Origin of the sequence: Azohydromonas sediminis, assembly GCF_003574675.1 — a bacterium.
Lineage (GTDB): Bacteria > Pseudomonadota > Gammaproteobacteria > Burkholderiales > Burkholderiaceae_C > Calidifontimicrobium > Calidifontimicrobium sediminis.
The window spans coordinates 12632-33433 of the sequence record NZ_QOAZ01000014.1; the positions used below are offsets into that span (position 1 = coordinate 12632).

The window sequence follows — 20802 nt, forward strand, 5'->3', positions numbered from 1 at the left end:
GGGGATCGCCGCGCGCGGTTTATGCTCGCCGCCTGGCGGCACTCAGCCGCAGCGAAGGACGGGAGATGGCGAGCAAGCACGTGGTCTATGTCGACGGCCAGGAAGGCACGACGGGCCTGCGCATCCACGAGGTGCTGGCGCAGCGCGACGACGTCGAGCTGCTGAAGATCGACCCCGAGCGGCGCAAGGACCCGGCCGAGCGCGCGCGCCTGCTCAACGCGGCCGACGTCGCGTTCCTGTGCCTGCCCGACGCCGCGGCGCGCGAGGCGGTCGAGCTGGTGACCAACCCGCGCACCTGCCTGATCGACGCCAGCACCGCACACCGCACCGCCTCCGGCTGGGTCTACGGCTTCCCGGAACTCGCGCCGGGCCAGCGCGAGCGGCTGCGCGCAGGCAAGCGCATCGCGAACCCCGGCTGCCACGCGACGGCCTTCGTCGCGCTGCTGCGCCCGCTCGTCGACGCCGGGCTGGTGCCGCACGCACTGCCGGTGGCGGCCACGTCGCTGACCGGGTTCTCGGGCGGCGGCAAGAAGATGATCGAGCAGTACGCCGCCGGCGGCGACGCGCGGCTGCAGGCGCCGCGCCCGTACGCGCTGTCGCTCGCGCACAAGCACATCCCCGAGATGGTGGCGCACACGGGGCTGCACGCGCGGCCGATGTTCCTGCCCGTCGTGGGCCCGTTCTACAAGGGCCTGGCGGTGAGTGTGCCCTTGCACTACACGCAACTGCCGGGTGGGGTCGACGCCGCGGCGCTGCACGCGGCGCTGCAACACCGCTACGCCGGCGAGCGCTTCGTGCGCGTGATGCCGCTGTCGGACCCGGCGACGCTGGCCGACGGCTTCTTCGACGTGCAGGGCTGCAACGACACGAACCGCCTCGACATCTTCGTCTTCGGCGCTGCCGACCAGGCGCTGCTCGTCGCGCGCCTCGACAACCTCGGCAAGGGCGCGAGCGGCGCCGCGGTGCAGTGCATGAACGTGCACCTCGGCCTCGACGAGGGCCTGGGACTCGGCTAGATGTAGTTTCTCAAGACGTTGTTCCCGCACAGGCCGAGGCGAGTGACGGGGGGTCTGCCACCGGTGGCGCTATGCGGCCGATGGAAGTTGTAGTACCATATCCAATGGGGCAATTCCTCGGTGCGGTGTTGGGAAGTGGGATAGACGTAGGCATAGGCCCACTCGCGCAGCAGCGTTTGGACGAAGCGCTCGGCCTTGCCGTTGGTGCGCGGCGTGTATGGCCGGGTGCGCAGGTGCTTCAGGCCCAGGCGGTGCAGCAGCTTGGCGAAGCGGCGCGACGTGTAAGCCGAGCCGTTGTCGGTCATGACCGACTGCACGCGCACGCCCAGGCTGGCGAAGTAGCGCAATGCGGCCAATAGGAAGGTGCAGGCGCTGCGGCTGGTCTCGTCGGCCAGCACCTGGCTGAAGCCGACGCGGGAGTGGTCGTCAATGGCCACGTGCAGCGCCTGCCATCCGGCGTTGGCCGAGGACTGGGTGCGATCGCCCGTGACGCGATGGCCGGGGCGGCGGAAGCACCCGAGCTTCTTGGTGTCCAGGTGCAGAAGCTCGCCCGCGCTGCTGCGCTCGTAGCGCGGTCCTGCACGCCGCTGCTGTAAGGGCGGCAGCTTGGCCAGGCCCGCAGCTTGGCACGCCCGCGCCACGGTGCTGCGCGACAGGCCCACACGCTCGGCGATGCGCTCGTAGGTCAGCCGTTGCGTGCGGCGAAGCGCGACGGCGCGCTCGATCTTGGTGGCGTCGCTGCGCGCAGGGCTGCGGTGCGGCCGCGAGCTGCCATCGAGCAGACCCGGCTCACCCACGGCGGCGTAACGGCGTCGCCACTTGCGCGCGGTGCGCACGCTCACGCCGGCGGCCTCGGCCGCCGCCGCAAGCCCCAGGCGCTCGATTTCCTTGACCAAGTGGGCTCGACCCTTGGGCGTCATTGAGGCATTCTTGTGCACGTTCATCCGAGGTTCTCCGAAGGAAGCTGGCCGGCTTGAGAACCTCCATCTTCCTCGACCTCGGGTGAACAACCTCCTGGGAAACGACAGCTAGAACGATAGGGACGAGGCCGCCGCCGGCGCCCGGCGGCGGCCCGTCACTTCAGCGTCGCCAGACGCTGCACCAGTTCGCGCGCGAACTCGAGGTAGGCCTGCGCCCCCTTGGCCGCCGGGTCGAACACGACGCCGGGCTGGCCGTAGCTCGGCGCCTCGGCGAGGCGCACGTTGCGCGGGATCACGGTGTCGAACACCTTGTCGCCGAAGTGCGCCTTGAGCTGGTCGCTGACCTGCTGCTGCAGCGTGATGCGCGGGTCGAACATCACGCGCAGCAGCCCGATGACCTGCAGGTCGCGGTTCAGGTTGGCGTGGATCTGGCGGATCGTGTTGACGAGGTCCGACAGCCCCTCGAGCGCGAAGTACTCGCACTGCATCGGCACGATGACGCCGTGCGCACTGACCAGCCCGTTGATCGTCAGCAGGTTCAACGTCGGTGGGCAGTCGATCAGCACGACGTCGTAGTCGTCGCGTGACTCCGCCAGCGCGCGGCGCAGCCGCTCGTTGCGGTGCTCGAGCCCGACGAGCTCGACCTCGGCGCCGGCGAGCTCGCGGTTGGCCGGCAGCAGGTCGTAGCCGGCGGCATCGGCGCGCCGCCCCGCCTCGGCGACCGTCGCCGTCTCGAGCAGCACGTCGTAGACGCTCGACTCGAGCGTGCGCTTGTCGATGCCGGAGCCCATCGTCGCATTGCCCTGCGGGTCGAGGTCGACGACGAGCACGCGCTGCCCGAGCCGCGCGAGCCCGGCGGCGAGGTTGACGGTGGTCGTCGTCTTGCCGACGCCGCCTTTCTGGTTGGCGATGCAGAAGATGCGCGAGGACATGGACAGGGGGCTGCGGGGGCTTCGGAGGAAAGGCGGGTCAGGGCGCGGCCAGGCGCAGGCCGAAGCCGACGAGCGCGACGCCGGCGGCGCGCTCGAGGCCGCGCGCGAGCCGCTGGTGGCGGCGCACCTGCGCGCTGACGGCGCGGGCGAATGCGCACAGCAGCAGGCCGTACGCGGCGGTGAGCACGGCGATCGTCACGGCCATCGCGGCGAAGGTCGGCACGCCACGGTGCGTCGCGGGGTCGATGAACAGCGGGAAGAAGGCCATGTAGAACACGATGGCCTTCGGGTTGAGCAGCGTGATCAGGAACGCCTGCCGCGCGTAGTGGCCGGCATGGATCGCGACCGGCGAGCTCGCGCCGGGCTGGGCGAACAGCAGCTTGAGCCCAATCCAGGCCAGGTACGCGGCGCCGAGGTACTGCACCGCCTGGAACAGTGCCGGGTGCGCCGCAAGCAGCGCGGCGACGCCGGCCACCGCGAGCCAGAGCAGCATCTGGTCGCCGACGATGACGCCGGCCGTCGCCGCCGCGCCGGCCCTGAAGCCGCCCTTGCCGGTCGACGTCAGCAGCGCGAACGTGCCCGGCCCGGGCAGTGCGAGGAAGACCAGGATCGCGAGGCAGAACGCGGGGTAGTCGGCGATGCCGAACATCGTGAAGACCTTCAAGTACGGAGGGAGGGCCGGCGCCGCGCGCCGGGCGCTGCGAGGGTATCGCGTTTCGGGGCTGCGCCGGCGCGTCGCGGCGCCGTAACCGGCCGGTGGGCGTCGTCAGCCGGCTCCCGTGTGGCGCGGACGCATCCACACCAGGCAGCGCTCGGCGTCGAGGCCGGGCACCGCCAGCGGTTCCACGTGGAACACGTCGATGTCGGGCGGCAGCGCGGCGATCTCGTCGTCGGGACGGCGCCCCTTCAGCGCGAGCCAGACGCCGCCGGCGGCGAGGCGCCCACGCGTCAGCGCCGCGAAGTCGGCCAGCGTCGCGAACGCGCGGCACGCGACGACGTCGAAGCGGCCGTCGAGCGCCTCGACGCGCGCGTGCACGCCGCGCAGGTTCGGCAGCCGCAGTTCGGCTGCCACCTGCTGGACGAACGCCGCCTTCTTGCCCACCGTGTCGACGCAGACGACCTGCAGCGCCGGCAGCATCACGGCCCACACGGCGCCCGGCAGGCCGCCGCCGCTGCCGACGTCGAGCACGCGCGCCGGCGCACCGTCCCCGCGGACCGCCAGCCAGCGCTGCAGCGGCGGCACGGCCGCCAGGCAGTCGGCGAGGTGGTGCGTCAGCACCTGCGACGGTTCGCGGATCGAGGTCAGGTTGTAGGTGCGGTTCCAGCGCAGCAGCAGCTGCCCGAAGTCCGCCAGCCTCTCGCACTGGGCCGGCGTCGGCGCCAGCCCGAGCGCGGCCGCGACCCGCGCGACGGCCGCGGCGTCGATGCCAGGCCGCGGTTCGGCCGCACTCACGCCGCGGCGTCGCTGGCCGCGCCAGGCGTGTCGTTCGCCGCCCACTCCTTCCAGCGGCCCTTGCGCAGGTGCACGAGCAGCAGCGACAGCGCCGCCGGCGTCACGCCCGAGATTCGCGACGCCTGCCCCAGTGTCTGCGGGCGGTGCTGGCTGAGCTTCTGGCGCACCTCGAACGACAGCGCGGTGACCTGGTCGTAGTCGAGGTCCGGCGGCAGCCACAGGTGCTCGAGCGCCGCGGCGCGCGCGACGTCGGCCTGCTGCTTGTCGATGTAGCCGGCGTACTTGGTCGCGATCTCGACCTGCTCGATCACGGCGTCGGCCAGGTCGGTGCCGAGCTCGGCGCGCCACGTTTCACGTGAAACCGTCGGCTGCGGCTCGCCGCCACGCCGGGCGACGGCATCGGCGTGCAGTGCGACGACGGCGTCGTAGCCGACGCCGGGCCGACGCAGCAGATCGACCAGCGCGTATTCGCGCTCGATCGGCTTGCCCAGCAGCCGCTCGGCCAGCGCGGCGTCGACGATGCCGGGGTGCACCCAGGTCGACTTCAGGCGCTCGCTTTCGCGGGCGATCGCGTCGCGCTTGCGGCAGAAACGGTCCCAGCGAGCATCGTCGACGAGGCCGAGCCGGCGCCCGGTCTCGGTCAGCCGAAGGTCGGCGTTGTCCTCGCGCAGCTGCAGCCGATACTCGGCGCGGCTCGTGAACATCCGATACGGCTCGCTGACGCCGCGCGTGATCAGGTCGTCGACGAGCACGCCGAGGTAGGCCTCGTCGCGCCCGGGCAGCCAAGGCTCGCGCCCGAGCACCTGCAGCGCGGCGTTGACGCCGGCGAACAGGCCCTGCGCGGCCGCCTCTTCGTAGCCCGTCGTGCCGTTGATCTGGCCGGCGAAGAACAGGCCGCGGATCGAGCGCGTCTCGAAGCTCGACGTCAGCGCGCGCGGGTCGAAGTAGTCGTACTCGATCGCGTAGCCGGGGCGCAGGATGTGCGCCTGCTCGAGCCCGGGCATCGACCGCACCGCGGCGAGCTGGACGTCGAACGGCAGCGAGGTCGAGATGCCGTTCGGGTAGAACTCGTTCGTGCTGAGCCCCTCCGGCTCGAGGAAGATCTGGTGGCTCGCCTTGTCGGCGAAGCGGTTGATCTTGTCCTCGATGCTCGGGCAGTAGCGCGGGCCGACGCCCTCGATCTTGCCGGTGAACATCGGGCTGCGGTCGAAGCCGCTGCGGATGATCTCGTGCGTGCGCTCGTTGGTGTGCGTGATCCAGCACGGCACCTGGCGCGGGTGCATCGTGCGGTCACCCATGAAGCTGAACACCGGCACCGGGTCGAGGTCGCCCGGCTGCTCGGTGAGCTTCGAGAAGTCGATCGTGCGCCCGTCCAGCCGCGGCGGCGTACCCGTCTTCAGGCGCCCCTGCGGCAGCTTCAGCTCCTTCAGACGCGCCGACAGCGTCACCGCCGGCGGGTCGCCGGCGCGGCCGGCGCTGTAGTTCTGCAGCCCGACGTGGATGCGGCCGTCGAGGAAGGTGCCGGCCGTCAGCACCACCGCGCGGGCGCGAAAGCGCAGGCCGATCTGCGTCACCGCCCCGACGACGCGGTCGCCCTCGAGCATCAGGTCGTCGACCGCCTGCTGGAACAGCCACAGGTTGGGTTGGTTCTCGAGCCGGCGACGGATCGCCGCCTTGTAGAGCACGCGGTCGGCCTGCGCCCGCGTCGCCCGCACCGCGGGACCCTTGCTCGAGTTGAGGATGCGGAACTGGATGCCGGCCTCGTCGGCAGCCAGCGCCATCGCGCCGCCGAGCGCGTCGACCTCCTTGACCAGGTGGCCCTTGCCGATCCCGCCGATCGACGGGTTGCAGCTCATCTGGCCGAGCGTCTCGATGTTGTGCGTCAGCAGCAGCGTCGCGCAGCCCATGCGTGCCGCGGCCAGCGCGGCTTCGGTGCCGGCATGGCCACCGCCGACGACGATGACGTCGAATTCCTTCGGGTACAGCACGGCGCGGGGAGGCGCCGCCGGGCGGCGCAGAGCGGAGAGTGCCGCAATTTTAGGCGGCCGCCTCCCGCGCCGCCCACCGGCGTCGCCGAAGTCCCTGCGCCCACCGCTTCCACACCGGGTGGCCCCACCAGCGGTCGAAGAGGTAGTGCGCGACGGTATTGACCGCCGGCTCGACCAGCGTGATCGCGCCGGCGATGGCGACGTCGCCCGTCAGCGCGTAGCTGACACCGAACGCGATGCCGAGGTGGACGATGCCGAAACTCAGCGACTTGACCATGGCGACCTCTTGTTGAGAACGATTCGTGTTCATCATATGGCGATCGTCATGCCCGCTTCAATAGATAACGTCAATACTCGGCTTCGATCGCCACCACGCCGCGCTCCCGACAATCGCGCGATGGACTGCCGCCCCGGATGTGGTGCCTGCTGCATCGCACCGTCGATCTCGTCGCCGCTGCCGGCGTGGCCCGCCGGCAAGCCGGCCGGTGCGCCGTGCCCGCACCTAAGCGACGAGCGGCGCTGCACGCTGTTCGGCGACCCGCGGCGGCCCGCCGTGTGTGCGTCGCTGCAGCCGGCCCAGGCGATGTGCGGCACCTCGCCCGCCGAAGCGATGGCCACGCTGCGACGCTGGGAACTGCTGACGGCGCCGCAGCGCTGAAGCGCCGCAGCGACGTCAAAGGCTGCGCCCGGTCGGCATCGAACGCAGGTCCTGCGACACGCGCCCGTCATGCAGCACGATCACGCGCGCCGCGCTGGCGATCGTCTCGGGCCGGTGCGCGACGATGATGCGCGTCAGTTCGAGCCTGCGGATCGCCTGGTTGACGAGCCGCTCGTGGTCGACGTCGAGCGCGCTGGTGGCCTCGTCGAGCAGCAGCACCTGCGGGCGCTTGTACAGCGCGCGCGCGAGCAGGATGCGCTGCTTCTGCCCGCCCGAGATGCTGGCCCCCATGTCACCGACGAGCGTGTGGTAGCCCATCGGCATCGCCTCGATCTCGTCGTGCACCGCCGCCAGCCGCGCGCACTCCTCGATCCAGCCGTGGTCGGGCTCGGCGTCGAAGAAGCAGATGTTGTCGGCAATCGAACCGGCGAACAGCTGGTCGTCCTGCATCACGGTGCCGATCATCGTGCGCCAGCGCGCCAGCCCGAGCTGCGCCAGCGGCTTGCCGCCGACGCGGATCTCGCCCGTCGTCGGCGCGTGGATGCCCACCATCAGCTTGAGCAGCGTCGTCTTGCCGCCGCCCGACGGCCCGACGATGGCCAGCGACTCGCCCGGCTCGATCAGCAGGTTCACGCCGCGCAGCACCTCGGGCTCGGTGTCGGAGTAGCGGAAGCGCACGCCGTGCAGCTCGAGGCGCGCCGGCACGTCGCGCCGCTGCGCCGCGGGCAGGTCGGACTCGCGCTCGGGGTCGGCGAGCACGATGTCGGCCAGCCGCTCGCCCTGCAGGCGCAGCATCTTCAGCTCGACGGCCTTGTCGATCAGGCCCGAGAAGCGCTGCGCGAACTGCTCCTTGTAGGCCAGGAACGCGAACAGCATGCCCACCGACAGCGACTGGTCGAGCACCAGCAGCGCGCCGACCCACACCACCGCGACGCGCTCGAGGCCGAACAGCAGCCGGTGCGAGACGTGGAAGCCCAGGTCGAGCTTGCGCGTCGCGAGGTCGGCGTTCATCGCGTCGACGACGAGGTTCATGAAGCGCGACTGGCGGTCGGCCTGGCGGTTGAACAGCTTGATCGCCTGCACGCCGCGCAGCGACTCGAGGAAGTGGCTCGACTGCTTGGCCTCGTGCACCAGCGCCTCTTCGGTCGCGTCGCGCAGCGGACGGAAGAAGAGCCAGCGCAGGCCGCCGTACAGCGCCACCGCGCCGATCGCGATCAGCGTCAGCGTGACGCTGTAGATCGTCATCATCGCGAGCGTCAGCACGACGAGCAGCCCGTCGAGCAGCGCCTCGATGAAGCTCGTCGTCAGCGTCTTCTGGATCTGCTGCACGGCGCCGAAGCGCGACCAGATGTCGCCGGTGTGGCGGCGCTCGAACCACGCCACCGGCAGGCGCATCAGGTGCGCGAACACGTTGCCCAGCCACTGCAGGTTCAGCGTCGCCGACAGCACCAGCACCGCCCACGAGCGGATCGCCGCCGTGCCGACCTGGATCAGCACCAGCAGTGCGAAGCCCACGCCGAGCGTCAGCAGCAGGTCGCGGTCGGCGCTGACCAGCACGCCGTCGACGACCCACTGCAGGTAGAACGGGCTCAGCAGCATGAACAGCTCGAGCGCGAGCGCGAGCACGAACACCTGCGCCAGCGAGCGCTTCAGCCCGGTCACGTGGCCGAGCAGCTGCGCCACGCGCACCTGCTGGCGCTCCTGCCGCGGCGCGAAGTCGGCCATCGGCGCGAGTTCGAGCACGACGCCGGTGAAGTGCCGCGACACCTCGTCGAACTTCAGGCGCCGGATGCCGCGCCCCGGGTCGTGGATCACGGCCACGCCGCGCCGCACCTCGACGAGCACGACGAAGTGGTTCAGGTCCCAGTGCAGGATGCACGGCGTCGCGAGCGACGCCAGATGCTCGATCTCGGCGCGCAGCGCGCGCGACTGGAAGCGCAGCTGGTCGGCGAAGCGCACCAGGTCGGCCATCGTCGCGCCCTTGAGCGACAGCGCGAAGCGCCGGCGCAGCGTCGCCAGATCGGTGTCGTGACCGTGCGCGGCCGCGACCATCGCCAGGCACGCGAGGCCGCACTCGGCGGCCTCGGTCTGCAGCACCATCGGCACGCGCTTCAGGCCCAGGCCCAGCGCCAAGTCCAGGTGCCAGCGCGCGCCGGCGCTCACGCGTGTCCCCAACGACGTCCCCGCAGCGGCCGCATCGCCATCTTCAGAGGCGACCGGCCACCGACAGCAGCGGCTCGAAGATCCACTCGATCAGCCGCCGGCGCTCGAGCAGCACATCGGCCTCGAGCTGCATGCCGGCCGCAAGCGGCTGCTCGCTGCCATAGGCGCGCACCGTCTGCCGCTCGAGCGCCACCGTGATGCGGTACATCGGCTCGTCACGGGCACTGGCGGGCACTTCGCCGGGCGGCAGCGGCGTGCGCGACACCTGCAGCACGCGACCCTCGTGGTGGCCGAACTTCTGGAACGGGAAGGCCTCGTAGCGCAGCCGCACCGGCTGCCCGGCGCGAATGAAACCGATCGCGCTCGACGGCGCGTACAGGTGCGCGAGCAGCGCGCCATCGGCGGGCACGACACTCGCGAGCGCCTGCGACGGCGACACCGCCTGCCCCGGCTCGGCGAGCACCGCGGTGAGCACGCCGTCGTGCGGTGCGCGCACGAGCAGCCGCCGCTGCGCTTCGCTGTCGATCGCATCGCGCTGCACCAGCGCCCGCTCGCGCGCGATCTCGGCGTCGCGCTCGCGCTGGCGCAGCGGCAGTTCGCGAAGCTCGGCCTCGACGGCGGCGATCTCGCGCTCGTGCGCGGCGCGCGTGCGCGCGAGCGCCTGCAGCTGCGCCTGCAACCCCAGCACCTCCTCCGACCGTGCCTGCACCTGCGCCGACGAGATGAACTGCTCGCGCTGCAGGTCCTGCAGCCGCGCGAGCGACTGCTGTGCGAGCGCGAGCCGCTGGCGGTGCAGGTCCGCCTCGGCCGCCAGCTGCGCGGCCTCGCGCTGCATCTCGACCAGGCGCCTCTGCAGCGCCGTGCGCTGCACCTCGAGCCGCTCGCGCTGCCGCTGCGCCGTCTCCGCGAGGCTGCGCTCGCGCGCCGCCAGCGCCTGCTGCACCTGCACTTGGGCGTCACCGCCGGCCGTCGCACGGTCGAGCGACAGCACGAACAGCACGTCGCCGCGCTGCACGCGCTGCCCCTCGCCGGCGCGCCGCTCGAGCACCACGCCGGCCTGCGGCGGCACCAGACGCGCCACACCCGCTTCGGGCACCAGCACGCCGGCCACGCGCGCCTTGCGCGTGTACTCGCCCCACGCGAGCGTGGCCAGCGTCAGCCCGAGCGCGACGACGACGGCGCCGGTCAGCACGCTCAGCGACAGCGGCCGCACCAGCTGGATGCTGCCGAGCCAAGCCTGTCGCTGGTGCTCGACCGCCTCGGGGCGGAAGATGGAGCCGAAGCCGCTTACCTTTGTCCCCATCCGCCCTTGGGCAGCAGGCCGCCGGCGACCTTGGTCAGGTCCTGCAGCTCGAGCGTGCGCGGCTGCGACTCGCGCGACTCGTGCTTGGGCGTCTCGACCGCCGGCTTGGCGTCGCGCACGCGGTCAGGGGTCTTGACTTTGGAACGGGACTTGAACATGGCGCCTCCTTGAACGTGGCTTCGGTGGAACCGAAGTCATTCAAGCAGCGCCGCCCGCGGCGCGAAACTGTCAACTCTTACAGGGTCGCGCCGCCGGTCAGTCGATCAGCCCCAGGCGCAGCGCCTTGACGACGGCCTGATGCTTCGTCGTGCAGCCGAGCTTGTGCGTTGCATTGCTCAGGTGCATCACGGCCGTGCGTTCGCTGATGCCCAGGATCGTGCCGACCTCCCACGCCGTCTTGCCCTCCATCGTCCAGCGCAGCACCTCGAGCTCGCGCGGCGTCAGGTTCGGCGTCTGCGGCCGGTGCTCGGCCGACACGAGGACGCGGAATGCCGCGTCCTGCGCGTGCACCGCGAACAGTTGCAGGTGCGCGACGATGCGCGTGAGTTCGTCCACGTCGTCGGGCAGCGGCTGGTCGCGGTCGACGCCGAGCACGAAGTGGTTGCCCTCGGGCAGGTGCAGCGCCATCGCGATGCCGGTGCGAAAACCGAAGGCCGCCTGCTGCTCCCACAGATCGCCGGCGCCCTCGCGCGTGTAGGTCGCCTGGTTCCACAGGATCGGCACCGACTTGCGCCGCAGGTGCTGCATCACCGGATCGCGCCGCCACGCCTGGACGTCGACGTAGACGTTCTCGTAGCCCGACGGAATGTTGCCCACCGACACGAACTCGGTGTCGCGGCCGCGGTCGACGACGGCGATCGCCGACACCGTCGTGAAGCCCAGCCGCTCGGCGACCCGCACGACCGCCTCGCGGAACGACTCGCGGTCGTTGGCCGCCAGCACCGAACGGAACTCGCTTTGCAGCATCGAGGTGGCGTCGTCGGGTCGGTTCCCCAGCGGGCGACCTGCAAGCCTTTACAGGTTGTGAACAGGCAGGGCTTCGCAAGACTATACCGACACGGATGCGCGCCGACGCGCGAGCGAGGACCGACACATGCCCCCTGCCTGGACCCTGCGTGCCTGGCCCCCGGTGTACCGGGCGGTCGGCCAGCCGCTGCCGCGGCACTTCGAGCACCACGGCACCCACGTCTTCTCCACCGACGCGCACGCGCGCACGCCGGCCGGCCAGACGATGTGGGTGTGGCCCTGCGACGACGGCCACGTCGGCGTCGCGTGGGACTGGGTGCAGGTCTCGCGCGGCGTCGTCGCGATGCTCGACCCGATGGCCGTGCTGACCAACCTGAAGCTGCTCGGCGACGCCGGCGAAGTGCTGACCGCGTGGCAGGCCGCGCGCCACCTCAATGCGATCGTCGTCGCGCTGCCGTGGCAGCGCGAGGTCCACCGCACCCTCGAGGGGGGCGGTGACCGCGCAGCCGTGCCGGCCCCGCGACGGCGCGCCCTGCCCGCGACCGCGACGCCGGTGCCGATCCCCCGGTAGGTGCGACCGGCTCAGCGCAACGCGCTGCCGCCGCGCAGTGCCCGCGCGACCGACGCCAGCGCGACGCCCGTCAGCGCGACGCACACCGCGGCCGGCAGCAGCACGTCGGGCGCCGCGAGCGCCTGCCCGCGCAGCACGCGCGTCATCAACACGCTGTGCGCGAGCCCCGGCACCCACAGGTGCCAGGGCTGCTCGCCGCGCTGGCCGAACAGCGTGACCAGCGGCAGCAGAGAGATCGCGAGCACGACCAGCGTCGTGCTCGCCTGCGCCTCCTTGACGCTGCGGCTGCGGATCGCCACCGCCATCATCAGCGCCGACGCGGCCGCGGCCAGCGGCACCAGCAGCGCGACGAAGCGCAGCGCCTCGCCGGCCCCGTAGCGCAGCAGCGCCGCCAGCGCGTCGCTCGCGAGCAGCCACTGCCCGGGCAGGAAGCCGAATGCGGCCAGCAGCGCCAGCACGACGGCCACCGTCGTCACCGCGGCCCACTTGCCGACCACCAGCGACAGCGGCGGCACCGGGTTGGCCAGCAGCGGCTCGAGCGAGCCGCGCTCGCGCTCGCCGGCCGTCGTGTCGAGCGCGGCGTTCAGTGCACCGTACAGCACCGCCAGCAGCACGAAGAACGGCAGCATCGCCGTCAGCTGCGCGGCGCGCTGCCCGGGCTCGGCGACGTCGCGCGGCTGCACGCGCACGGCCTCGAGCATCGAGGCGGGAACGCCTCGCACCGCGAGCCGCAGCGTCGCCTGCTCCTGGTTGAAACCGGCGAGCAGCTGCAGCAGCTGCGCCGCGCCGGCCTCGGCGCGCGCGTTGCCGCTGGCCGAGACGACCTCGACGACCGGCGCGCGACCGTGCGCCAGCGCGTCCTCGAAGTCGTCGCCGACGACGAGCACCGGGTGCGCGAGCCGCTGCTCGCGCAGCGCCGGCTCATAGCTAGCGGGAGCGTCGTGCACCGTCCAGGTCTGGCGCTCGAGGAAGTTGCGCAGCGTCGGCGCGTGGCCGAGGCCGACCGCCCACACCTCGCGCGCCTGCGCGCGCGCCTCGAGGTCGGCGACCAGCGTCGACAGCAGCACCAGTGCGAGCGGGCCGACGGCCACCGCGCTGGCGAGCACGGTCCACAGCGTGCGCCGGTCGCGCCACGCGTCGAGCAGCTCCTTGCGCCACACGGTCCACACCGCGCCCGTCATCGCGCCTCCCCGCCCACTGCGGCGTCGCCGTAGGCCAGCCGCACGAAAGCCGCCTCGAAGTCGCGCTCGCCGGCGCGCGCGCACAGCGCGGCGACGCTGCCCTCGGCCACCGTGTGGCCGCGCGCCATCACGATCACGCGGTCGGCCAGCCGCTCGACCTCCTGCATCACGTGCGTCGAGACGACGACGCACTTGCCCAGCTCGTCGCGCAGCCGGCGCAGCACGTCGCGCAGCGCGCGCGTCGCGACGACGTCGAGCCCGTTGGTCGGCTCGTCGAGCACGACGTTCGGCGGGTCGTGCACCAGGGCGCGCGCGAGCGCCGTCTTCATCCGCTCGCCCTGGCTGAAGCCCTCGGTGCGACGGTCGAGCAGCTCGACCATGCCCAGCTGCGCGGCCAGCGCCTCGGCGCGCGCGTGCGCGGCCGCGGTGGCCATGCCGTGCAGCCGTGCGAAGTAGACGATGTTCTCGCGCGCGGTCAGCCGCGGGTACAGCCCGCGCGCGTCGCCGAGCACGCCCAGCCGCGCGCGCGCCGCGGCCGGCTGCGCCGCGACGTCGATACCGTCGATGCGCACGCCGCCGGCGTCGGGCGCGATCAGCCCGGCGACGAGCCGCAGCGTCGTCGTCTTGCCGGCGCCGTTGGGGCCGAGCAGCGCCGTGATGCGGCCGTCGTCGGCGCGCCAGGTGGCGCCGTCGACGGCGGCTACCGGGGGCGTGCGCCGCGTGCCGCCGAAACGCTTGACGAGCCCGTGCACCTCGATCACGGCGACGTCTCCGCCGCGGGGGGTGCCCACACCGGCGGGCGCGGCACCGCGCGTGCGCAGTCGACGTCGACCGCCAGCGCCTGCGCCGCACCCGTCGCGTCGACGAAGCGCTGCGCCGCATCGCGCACGCACGGCAGCGCGAGCACGCCGTGGCCCGCGTTCGGCACCACCGCGTGGCGCGCCTGTGGCCCGAGCGCCTCGCGCACGCGCTCGCCGTGGCGCGGCGGCGTGACCGGGTCGAGCCCGCCCGACAGCAGCAGCACCGGTGCCGGCGCCGGCGCGAGCGTGTCGAAGCCGGCCGGCAGGTCGCCCCGCGGCCACGCCGCGCAGACCCGCTCGTACAGCCGCGCGACGCTGGCACCCAGCGCCGTCGCCGGCGGCGGCAGCGCGGCGGCGCGCGGCGCGTCCTCGGCGCAGACGACACCGAAGTGCGCGCCGGCGGCCACGACCGGCTGGCGCGCGCCGGCGCTCAGCGCCTGCCCGAGGCCGAGCAGCGGCTGCCAGCGGCCCTGCGCGGCCTCGTCGATCGCGAACGGCAGCGCCGACGCGAGCAGCGGCGAGTACAGCGCAAGCCGCAGCGCCGCGAGCGCCGCATCGGGTGTCAGCCACGTCGGCGTCGGCGCCCCGGTGCGCGCGTCGGCCAGCGTCACCGTCGCGGGCAGCCGCGCCAGCGCGCGCTGCCACTGCGCGCGCAGCGCCGGGTGGCGGGTCTGGCACGCGGTGTCGGCGGCGCAGGCGTCGAACAGCGCGTCGAGCGCGGCCTGCGCGTCGAGCGCCGACGCATGCGGCAGCGCCATGTCGGGCGGCGCGACGCCGTCGAGCACGGCGCGGCGCACCGTCTGCGGAAAGCGGCGCATCACCTCGAGCGCGACGCGCGTGCCGTACGACACCGCCACCAGGTTGACCTGCCCGGCGCCGAGCGCGCGACGCACCGCGTCGAGGTCTTCGGCCGCGCGCGGCGTCGTGAAGTGGCGCAAGCCGTCGGGGCCGCCGAGTTCGGGGCGCTGCGCGAGTGCGTCGCGGCACGCGAGCAGGTGCGCGACCTGCGCGTCGACGCCGGCCAGCTCGCCCGGCCCGCGGCTGCACGCGAGCGGCGCGCTGCGCCCGGTGCCGCGCTGGTCGACGAGCACGAGGTCGCGCCGCCGGCCCAGCGGGCCGAGCAGCCGCTGCACGTGGCCGGCGAGTTCGATCGCGCTCTGTCCCGGCCCGCCGGCGAGGAACAGCACCGGGTCGGGCCGCGGATGGCGCGCGAGCGCCGGCAGCACGGCGACGTGCAGCTCGATCGACGGCCCGTCGGGGCGCGCCGGGTCGAGCGGGCGCGCGAGGCGGCCGCAGCGCGCCTCGTGCTCGACGCCGGCCAGGCGGCACGGCGCCAGCGTCAGCGTCTGCGCCGCGGCGGCCCCGGCGAGCAGCGCCGCGCCGGCCGCCGCCGCGAGCCCGCGCCAGTGCCGCGCACCGCTCACGCGAGCAGGCGCTGCAGTTCGCCGCTGGCCAGCAGCGCCTCGGTCTCGGCCGCGCCGCCGATCAGCGTGCCGCGCACGAACACCATCGGAAACGTCGGCCAGCCGGTCCACATCTTCAGCGCATTGCGCCGCCGCCACGGGCCGAGGTAGTTGCCGTAGTCGAGGTCGTGGTGCGCGATGCCGCCGGCATCGAGCGCGCGGCGCGCCTTCCTGACGAACGGGTTGCCGCCCATCCCGACGACGACCACCGCGTGCGCCGCGAGCGCCTGCTGCACCTCGCGCACGAGGTCGGCGTGCAGCCCGGCGACGCGCTCGCGGATCGCCGGGTGGAGCTTCGATTCGTCGAGGACCGCACGCGGCATGCCGATGTCTCCTGAAAGGCGTGGCCGCCACGCGCCGGCACGGCGCCGCGGCTTGCACTATCTTCGCATCCCCTGCCACTTCCGGACCGAACGATGAAGCTGTACTACAGCCCCGGCGCCTGCTCGCTGAGCCCGCACATCGTGCTGCACGAGTCGGGCCTGCCGTTCGAGGCGGTGCCCGCGCCGACGAAGACGAAGAAGCTGCCCGACGGGCGCGACTACACCGCGATCAACCCGCTGGGCTACGTGCCGCTGCTCGAGCTCGACGACGGCCAGCGACTGCGCGAGGGCCCGGCGATCGTGCAGTACGTCGCCGACCAGGTGCCGCAGCGGCAACTCGCGCCGGCCTGGGGCACGATGGCGCGCTACCGGCTGATCGAGTGGCTCAACTTCACCGCCACCGAGCTGCACAAGGGCGGCTTCAGCCCGCTGTTCAACCCGGCCATGCCCGACACGGTGAAGGACGCCGCGCGCACGCGCCTGCTGCAGCGGCTGCAGTGGGTCGACGGCGAACTCGCCGGCCGCCCCTACGTGCTCGGCGACACGTTCAGCGTCGCCGACGCCTACCTCTTCGTCGTCGCCGGCTGGGGCAAGTACGTCGGCGTCGATATCGCGCCGCTGCAAAACCTGACGGCCTTCGTCGCCCGTGTCGGTGCGCGGCCCGCGGTGCAGGCAGCACTGCGCGCCGAGGGCCTGCTGAAGTAGGCCGCGCGCCCCGGGCGCGGCGCGGCCGCCGTCAAGGCTGCGGCCGCCCGGGGCCCTGCGTGCCGGCCGCGCGCGCCGACAGGTACGCGTACAAGTCGACGATGTGCGCATTGACGCGCGGCTCGTTCTGCCACGCCGGCATCACGAGCGCACCGGCGCGGCGCTGCACGACGTCCTCGACCAGCGCGTCCTGCGCCGGGCCGCTCGCGCGGGCCGTCTCGCCGGGCATGCCCCAGTCGTAGCGCTGCAGCACGAGGCCGACGAAGCGGCGCTCGCCCATCTCGCGCACGCGCGGCAGCAGGTCGGGCCCGCCGGCGGTGCCGGTGGCCGCCGGGCCGTGGCAGCTCGCGCACTTGTCCTGGAACACCCGCCAGCCGGTGTAGACCGAGCCCGGCGGCGCCATGCGCTGCACCTCCTCGCGCACGACCTCGCGGTTGCTCCACTCCACGGCACAGCCCGCGAGCCCCAGCGCCACCAGCACGGCGGCCGCCATCGTCGTCTTCGTCATCGGTGTGTCCCCGTCGTCCGTCGGCCGTACGGTAACGCGAATCGGCCGTCGCCTGCGGCCCGCCGCGATCAGGCGAGCTGCGCGGCGGCCAGCAGCTCGCGCGTGTAGGCCTCGCGCGGCGCGGCGAACACCTGCTCGGCGTCGCCCGCCTCGACGACGGCGCCGTCCTTCATCACCAGCACGCGGTGCGCCATCGCGCGCACGACGGCCAGGTCGTGGCTGATGAAGACGTAGCTCATGCCGTAGCGCCGCTGCAAGTCGGCGAGCAGCGCGAGCACCTGCTGCTGCACCGACACGTCGAGCGCCGAGGTCGGCTCGTCGAGCACGAGCAGCTCGGGGCGCAGCACGACGGCACGCGCGATCGCGATGCGCTGGCGCTGGCCGCCGCTGAACTCGTGCGGGTAGCGCTGCAGCACGAGCGGCACGCCGTGGCGCTCCGACAGGCCGACCTCGTCGAGCATCGCGAGCACCGCGGCCTCGCGCTCGGCCGGCGTCAGCTCGGGGCGGTGCAGCGCGAGGCCCTCGCCGACGATCTGGCCCACCGTCATGCGCGGGCTCAGGCTCGCGAACGGGTCCTGGAACACGACCTGCATCCGTCGGCGCAGCCGGCGCAGCGTCTCGCGCGGCGCGTCGTCGAGGCGCACGTCGCCCAGGCGCACGGTGCCGGCAGCGATCGGCTGCAGCGCCAGCAGCGCCATGCCCAGCGTCGTCTTGCCCGAGCCCGACTCGCCGACGATGCCCAGCGTCTCGCCGCGCCGCAGCTCGAGCGTGGCCTGGCGCACCGCGACGAAGTCGCGCTTGCGAAACCACCCCAGCGGGATCGGGAACGTCACGTCGATGCCCCGTCCCTCGACGAGCACCGGCGCGTCGTCGGCCACCGGCGGCGCGACGCGCTGCGGCCGGCTCGCGAGCAGGCGCCGCGTGTAGGCATGCTGCGGCGCGTCGAAGACGGCGGCGGTCGGCCCGGTCTCGACGAGGCGGCCGCGCTCCATCACGCCGACGCGGTGCGTGAAGCGGCGCACCAGGTTCAGGTCGTGCGTGATGAACAGCAGCGCCATGCCCATCTCGCGCTGCAGCGCGTCGAGCAGCTCGAGGATCTGCGCCTGGATCGTCACGTCGAGCGCCGTCGTCGGCTCGTCGGCGATCAGCAGGCGGGGCCGCCCCGCGAGCGCCATCGCGATCATCGCGCGCTGGCGCTGCCCGCCCGAAAGCTGGTGCGGGTACGCGTCGACGCGGCGCTCGGGCTCGGGGATGCCCGTCTTCGCGAGCAGTTCGATCGCGCGTGCGCGCGCCGCGTTCGGCCGCAGACCCTCGTGCAGCTCGAGCACCTCGCCGATCTGGTTGCCCACCGTGTACAGCGGGTTCAGCGCCGTCATCGGCTCCTGGAAGATCATCGCGATGTCGGCACCGCGCATCGCGCGCATCGCGCGCTCGGGCTTGGCGAGCAGGTCTTCGCCGGCGAAGCGGATCGCGCCCGTCGTCGTCGCCGCGTCGACCAGGCGCAGGATCGACAGCGCCGTGATCGACTTGCCCGAGCCCGACTCGCCGACGAGCGCGAACTTCTCGCCCGCGGCGATCGAGAACGACACGTCGTCGACGACGGTCGCGTCGCCGAAGCGTACGCTCAGGCGGTCGATCTCGAGCAGCGGCGCGCCGGCAGTCATGCGCGCATTGTCGTCACGCGGGCTGCCGCGCGAGCGGCGGCATGCGGTCGAATCACGGCGGCGCCGCCTCGCGCTGCCCGGTTCGCGATCGGCGTGAACGGCGCGTGCGCGCGGTCGTCGGCGTCGCGCATCGCCCGCTCAGGCGGCGGGGCGCGGCGCCGGGCGACGCCGCAGCCACGCGAGCCAGCCGAGCGCGGCCGCCAGCAGCGCCAGCGGCACCAGGCTGCCAATGTTCATGAAGGTCCAGCCGCCGGTGGTCACCAGCGCGCCCGAGCCGAACGAGGTCAGCGTCATCGTCAGGTAGACCCAGAAGTCGACGCCGGCCTGCGCCGTCGTGCGCTCCTCGGGGCGGTAGGCCTCGGTGGCCAGCGTCGTGCCGCCGATGAAGAGGAAGTTCCAGCCCACGCCGAGCGCGAACAGCGCGGCGAGGAAGTGCATCAGGTCGACGCCCGACAGCGCGATCGCGACGCAGACGAAGTTCAGCAACAACCCGACCGTCATCACCGGCAGCGCGCCGAAGCGCTTGACCAGGCTGCCGGTGAAGAAGCTCGGCACGAACATGCCGAGCACGTGCCACTCGAGCACGAGCGCCGCGGCCGAGAACGGGTGCGCGCACTGCGCCATCGCGATCGGCGTGGCCGCCATCAGCAGGTTCATCACGCCGTAGCCAAGCGCGCAGCCGGCCACCGCGACGACGAACACCGGCTGGCGCGCGATCTCGCGCAGCGGCCGCCCCTGCGGCGCACTGCGCCCGGCGCCGGGCAGCGCCGGAAAGCGGATCAGCGAGATCACCGCGAGCCCGAGCGCCGCCACGCCCATCAGCGCGACGTAGACGCCGGCGAATGGCTGCACGAACCACTCGCGCGTCGCACTCGCGAGGTTGGGGCCGACGACGGCACCGAGGATGCCGCCGGCCAGCACCCACGAGATCGCCTTCTCCTTGTACGACGGCGCGACGAGCTCGGCGGCGGCGAAGCGGTACAGCGACCCGTTGGCGTTGTAGTAGCCAGCGAGCATCGTCGCGGCCGTCAGCAGCCAGAAGTTGCGCGTCATCGCCGCCCACGCGCACAGCCCGGCCGAGACGATCGCCACCGCCAGCCCGATCTGGAACGCGCCGCGGCGCCCGAAGCGGCGCTGGTGGCGCGCGACGAGCCCGGTGGCCAGCGCGCCGCCGGCGACGTAGCCGGTGACCGGCAGCGTCGCCATCCACGCCACCGGCGCCAGCGCGAGGCCGACCAGCCCGTTGATCGCGATGAACGCGACGTTGTTCGTCAGGTACAGCCCTTGGGCCAGCGCGAGCAGCAGCAGGTGTCGGTTCATGCAAGGTCCTGGAGCGCCAGCCACGCCAGCGCCGCGAGCGGCGCCGTGTCGGCGCGCAGCACGCGCGCACCGAGCGTGACCGGCACGAAGCCGCGTTCGCACGCGGCGCGTTCTTCGTCGGGATCCAGCCCGCCCTCGGGGCCGCTGAGCAGCGTCAGCGTGCGGGCACCCGTGGCGGCGCACGGCAGCGCGATGGCGTCGGAGGCGACACTCAGCAGCAGGCGGGCCTCGTCGGGGGACACCGCGGGCAGCGCCCGCAGCCAGTCGCCGAGCCCGCGCACCGGCGCGACGGCGGGCACGCGGTTGCGCCCGCACTGCTCGCACGCCGCGACGGCCACCGCCTGCCAGTGCGCGCAGCGGCGCTCGGCGCGCTCGCCGGCCAGCCGAAGCACCGAGCGCTGCGCAACCAGCGGCTGCACCGCCGCGGCGCCGAGCTCGGCGGCCTTCTCGACGAGCGCGTCCATCCGCTCGTTGGCCGGCATGCCCAGCGCGAGCGTCACGGCCCGGTGCAGCTCGCGCTCGACGGCGCGGTGCGTCTGCACCTCGGCGAGCACGTGCCGGCGGCCGATCTCGGCAACGCGTGCGTCCCATTCGCCGCCACGGCCGTCGAACAGCGTCAGCGCGTCGCCCGGCTGCAGACGCAGCACCTGCACGTGCCGCGCGGCGGCCGGTGGCAGTTCGACGCGTGCGCCGGCCGCGAGCGGGACATTGACGTGGACGCGCGGGATCGGCATGGGGGCGCAGTGTGCCGCAGCGGCGAGCCGGCCCGTGTCGGCAGCGAGACCGGTGGTCGCGATACCCGCCCCGCACCAAGACCCCTAAAACCCCTTGGGCATTGATCGAGGGCGGCCTCGCGCCGATCGGTTTC

General features: G+C 73.2%; 22 protein-coding genes. 4 read left to right on the plus strand and 18 right to left on the minus strand.

What is annotated here, in order from left to right:
* Positions 1-65 precede the first annotated feature (65 nt).
* Positions 66-1016: an N-acetyl-gamma-glutamyl-phosphate reductase gene (argC, locus tag DRV96_RS09315; protein ID WP_119290219.1), complete on the plus strand. Its 951-nt coding sequence runs from the start codon at positions 66-68 to the stop codon at positions 1014-1016.
* Here argC and DRV96_RS09320 read toward each other — a convergent pair.
* The 6 genes from DRV96_RS09320 to DRV96_RS09345 all read right to left on the minus strand — a co-directional run bounded on the left by DRV96_RS09320 (position 1013) and on the right by DRV96_RS09345 (position 6586).
* Positions 1013-1960 carry an IS481 family transposase gene (locus DRV96_RS09320; protein WP_119290221.1) on the minus strand — a complete coding sequence of 316 codons (948 nt, stop codon included), beginning with the start codon at positions 1958-1960 and terminating at the stop codon, positions 1013-1015. The two genes, argC and DRV96_RS09320, sit on opposite strands and share 4 nt — an antisense overlap.
* A 131-nt stretch (positions 1961-2091) precedes the next feature.
* Positions 2092-2868, minus strand: a complete 777-nt coding sequence (locus DRV96_RS09325) for a ParA family protein (protein WP_119290224.1) — start codon at positions 2866-2868, stop codon at positions 2092-2094.
* Between the two features lie 37 nt (positions 2869-2905).
* Positions 2906-3517, minus strand: coding sequence for a LysE family transporter (locus DRV96_RS09330; protein WP_119290350.1), 612 nt, complete (start codon positions 3515-3517; stop codon positions 2906-2908).
* Between the two features lie 117 nt (positions 3518-3634).
* Positions 3635-4321, minus strand: coding sequence for a 16S rRNA (guanine(527)-N(7))-methyltransferase RsmG (gene rsmG, locus DRV96_RS09335; RefSeq protein WP_419187043.1), 687 nt, complete (start codon positions 4319-4321; stop codon positions 3635-3637).
* Positions 4318-6309, minus strand: coding sequence for a tRNA uridine-5-carboxymethylaminomethyl(34) synthesis enzyme MnmG (gene mnmG, locus DRV96_RS09340; protein WP_119290226.1), 1992 nt, complete (start codon positions 6307-6309; stop codon positions 4318-4320). Before mnmG ends, rsmG begins: the two co-directional genes overlap by 4 nt.
* Positions 6310-6358: 49 nt before the next feature.
* A complete protein-coding gene (locus DRV96_RS09345) occupies positions 6359-6586 on the minus strand; it encodes a DUF2061 domain-containing protein (protein WP_119290228.1) in 228 nt (75 codons plus the stop codon).
* Between the two features lie 120 nt (positions 6587-6706).
* On the opposite strand from DRV96_RS09345, the gene DRV96_RS18025 reads away from it, so the two are divergent.
* On the plus strand, positions 6707-6967 hold the full coding sequence (locus DRV96_RS18025) for a YkgJ family cysteine cluster protein (protein ID WP_162911001.1): 261 nt from the start codon (positions 6707-6709) through the stop codon (positions 6965-6967).
* 15 nt (positions 6968-6982) lie between these two features.
* Here DRV96_RS18025 and DRV96_RS09355 read toward each other — a convergent pair whose 3' ends face one another.
* The 4 genes from DRV96_RS09355 to DRV96_RS09365 all read right to left on the minus strand — a co-directional run bounded on the left by DRV96_RS09355 (position 6983) and on the right by DRV96_RS09365 (position 11399).
* On the minus strand, positions 6983-9142 hold the full coding sequence (locus DRV96_RS09355) for a peptidase domain-containing ABC transporter (protein ID WP_235823355.1): 2160 nt from the start codon (positions 9140-9142) through the stop codon (positions 6983-6985).
* A 31-nt stretch (positions 9143-9173) separates the two neighbouring features.
* Positions 9174-10433, minus strand: a complete 1260-nt coding sequence (locus tag DRV96_RS09360) for an HlyD family secretion protein (protein ID WP_119290232.1) — start codon at positions 10431-10433, stop codon at positions 9174-9176.
* Positions 10418-10591, minus strand: coding sequence for a hypothetical protein (locus DRV96_RS18030; RefSeq protein ID WP_162911002.1), 174 nt, complete (start codon positions 10589-10591; stop codon positions 10418-10420). Before DRV96_RS18030 ends, DRV96_RS09360 begins: the two co-directional genes overlap by 16 nt.
* Before the next feature lie 97 nt (positions 10592-10688).
* Positions 10689-11399 carry a helix-turn-helix transcriptional regulator gene (locus DRV96_RS09365; protein ID WP_119290234.1) on the minus strand — a complete coding sequence of 237 codons (711 nt, stop codon included), beginning with the start codon at positions 11397-11399 and terminating at the stop codon, positions 10689-10691.
* Between the two features lie 127 nt (positions 11400-11526).
* On the opposite strand from DRV96_RS09365, the gene DRV96_RS09370 reads away from it, so the two are divergent.
* Positions 11527-11970, plus strand: coding sequence for a hypothetical protein (locus DRV96_RS09370; RefSeq protein WP_162911003.1), 444 nt, complete (start codon positions 11527-11529; stop codon positions 11968-11970).
* Positions 11971-11981: 11 nt separating this feature from the next.
* Here the strand turns inward: DRV96_RS09370 and DRV96_RS09375 are convergent, their stop codons facing one another.
* The 4 genes from DRV96_RS09375 to DRV96_RS09390 are packed head-to-tail and all read right to left on the minus strand — an operon-like array spanning position 11982 to position 15737.
* Complete coding sequence (locus DRV96_RS09375; RefSeq protein WP_119290238.1) at positions 11982-13151, minus strand: ABC transporter permease; 1170 nt, start codon at positions 13149-13151, stop codon at positions 11982-11984.
* The gene (locus DRV96_RS09380) at positions 13148-13912 is read right to left on the minus strand and encodes an ABC transporter ATP-binding protein (RefSeq protein WP_119290355.1); all 765 of its coding nucleotides are present in this window, start codon (positions 13910-13912) and stop codon (positions 13148-13150) included. The genes DRV96_RS09375 and DRV96_RS09380 overlap by 4 nt, the downstream gene beginning before the upstream one ends.
* Complete coding sequence (locus DRV96_RS09385; RefSeq protein WP_119290240.1) at positions 13909-15375, minus strand: alpha/beta fold hydrolase; 1467 nt, start codon at positions 15373-15375, stop codon at positions 13909-13911. Before DRV96_RS09385 ends, DRV96_RS09380 begins: the two co-directional genes overlap by 4 nt.
* A complete protein-coding gene (locus tag DRV96_RS09390) occupies positions 15372-15737 on the minus strand; it encodes a glutaredoxin (RefSeq protein ID WP_119290242.1) in 366 nt (121 codons plus the stop codon). The genes DRV96_RS09385 and DRV96_RS09390 overlap by 4 nt, the downstream gene beginning before the upstream one ends.
* Before the next feature lie 93 nt (positions 15738-15830).
* Between DRV96_RS09390 and gstA the strand changes: the two genes are divergently transcribed.
* Positions 15831-16442, plus strand: coding sequence for a glutathione transferase GstA (gene gstA, locus DRV96_RS09395; RefSeq protein WP_119290245.1), 612 nt, complete (start codon positions 15831-15833; stop codon positions 16440-16442).
* Positions 16443-16473: 31 nt separating this feature from the next.
* On the opposite strand, the gene DRV96_RS09400 is transcribed toward gstA, so the two are convergent.
* The 4 genes from DRV96_RS09400 to DRV96_RS09415 form a co-directional block, all read right to left on the minus strand.
* Positions 16474-16950, minus strand: coding sequence for a c-type cytochrome (locus tag DRV96_RS09400; protein WP_119290247.1), 477 nt, complete (start codon positions 16948-16950; stop codon positions 16474-16476).
* Between the two features lie 68 nt (positions 16951-17018).
* Positions 17019-18614: an ABC transporter ATP-binding protein gene (locus DRV96_RS09405; protein WP_119290249.1), complete on the minus strand. Its 1596-nt coding sequence runs from the start codon at positions 18612-18614 to the stop codon at positions 17019-17021.
* A 138-nt stretch (positions 18615-18752) separates the two neighbouring features.
* Positions 18753-19934, minus strand: coding sequence for an MFS transporter (locus tag DRV96_RS09410; RefSeq protein WP_119290251.1), 1182 nt, complete (start codon positions 19932-19934; stop codon positions 18753-18755).
* Positions 19931-20668, minus strand: a complete 738-nt coding sequence (locus DRV96_RS09415) for a 16S rRNA (uracil(1498)-N(3))-methyltransferase (RefSeq protein ID WP_210757007.1) — start codon at positions 20666-20668, stop codon at positions 19931-19933. Before DRV96_RS09415 ends, DRV96_RS09410 begins: the two co-directional genes overlap by 4 nt.
* Positions 20669-20802: the final 134 nt, after the last annotated feature.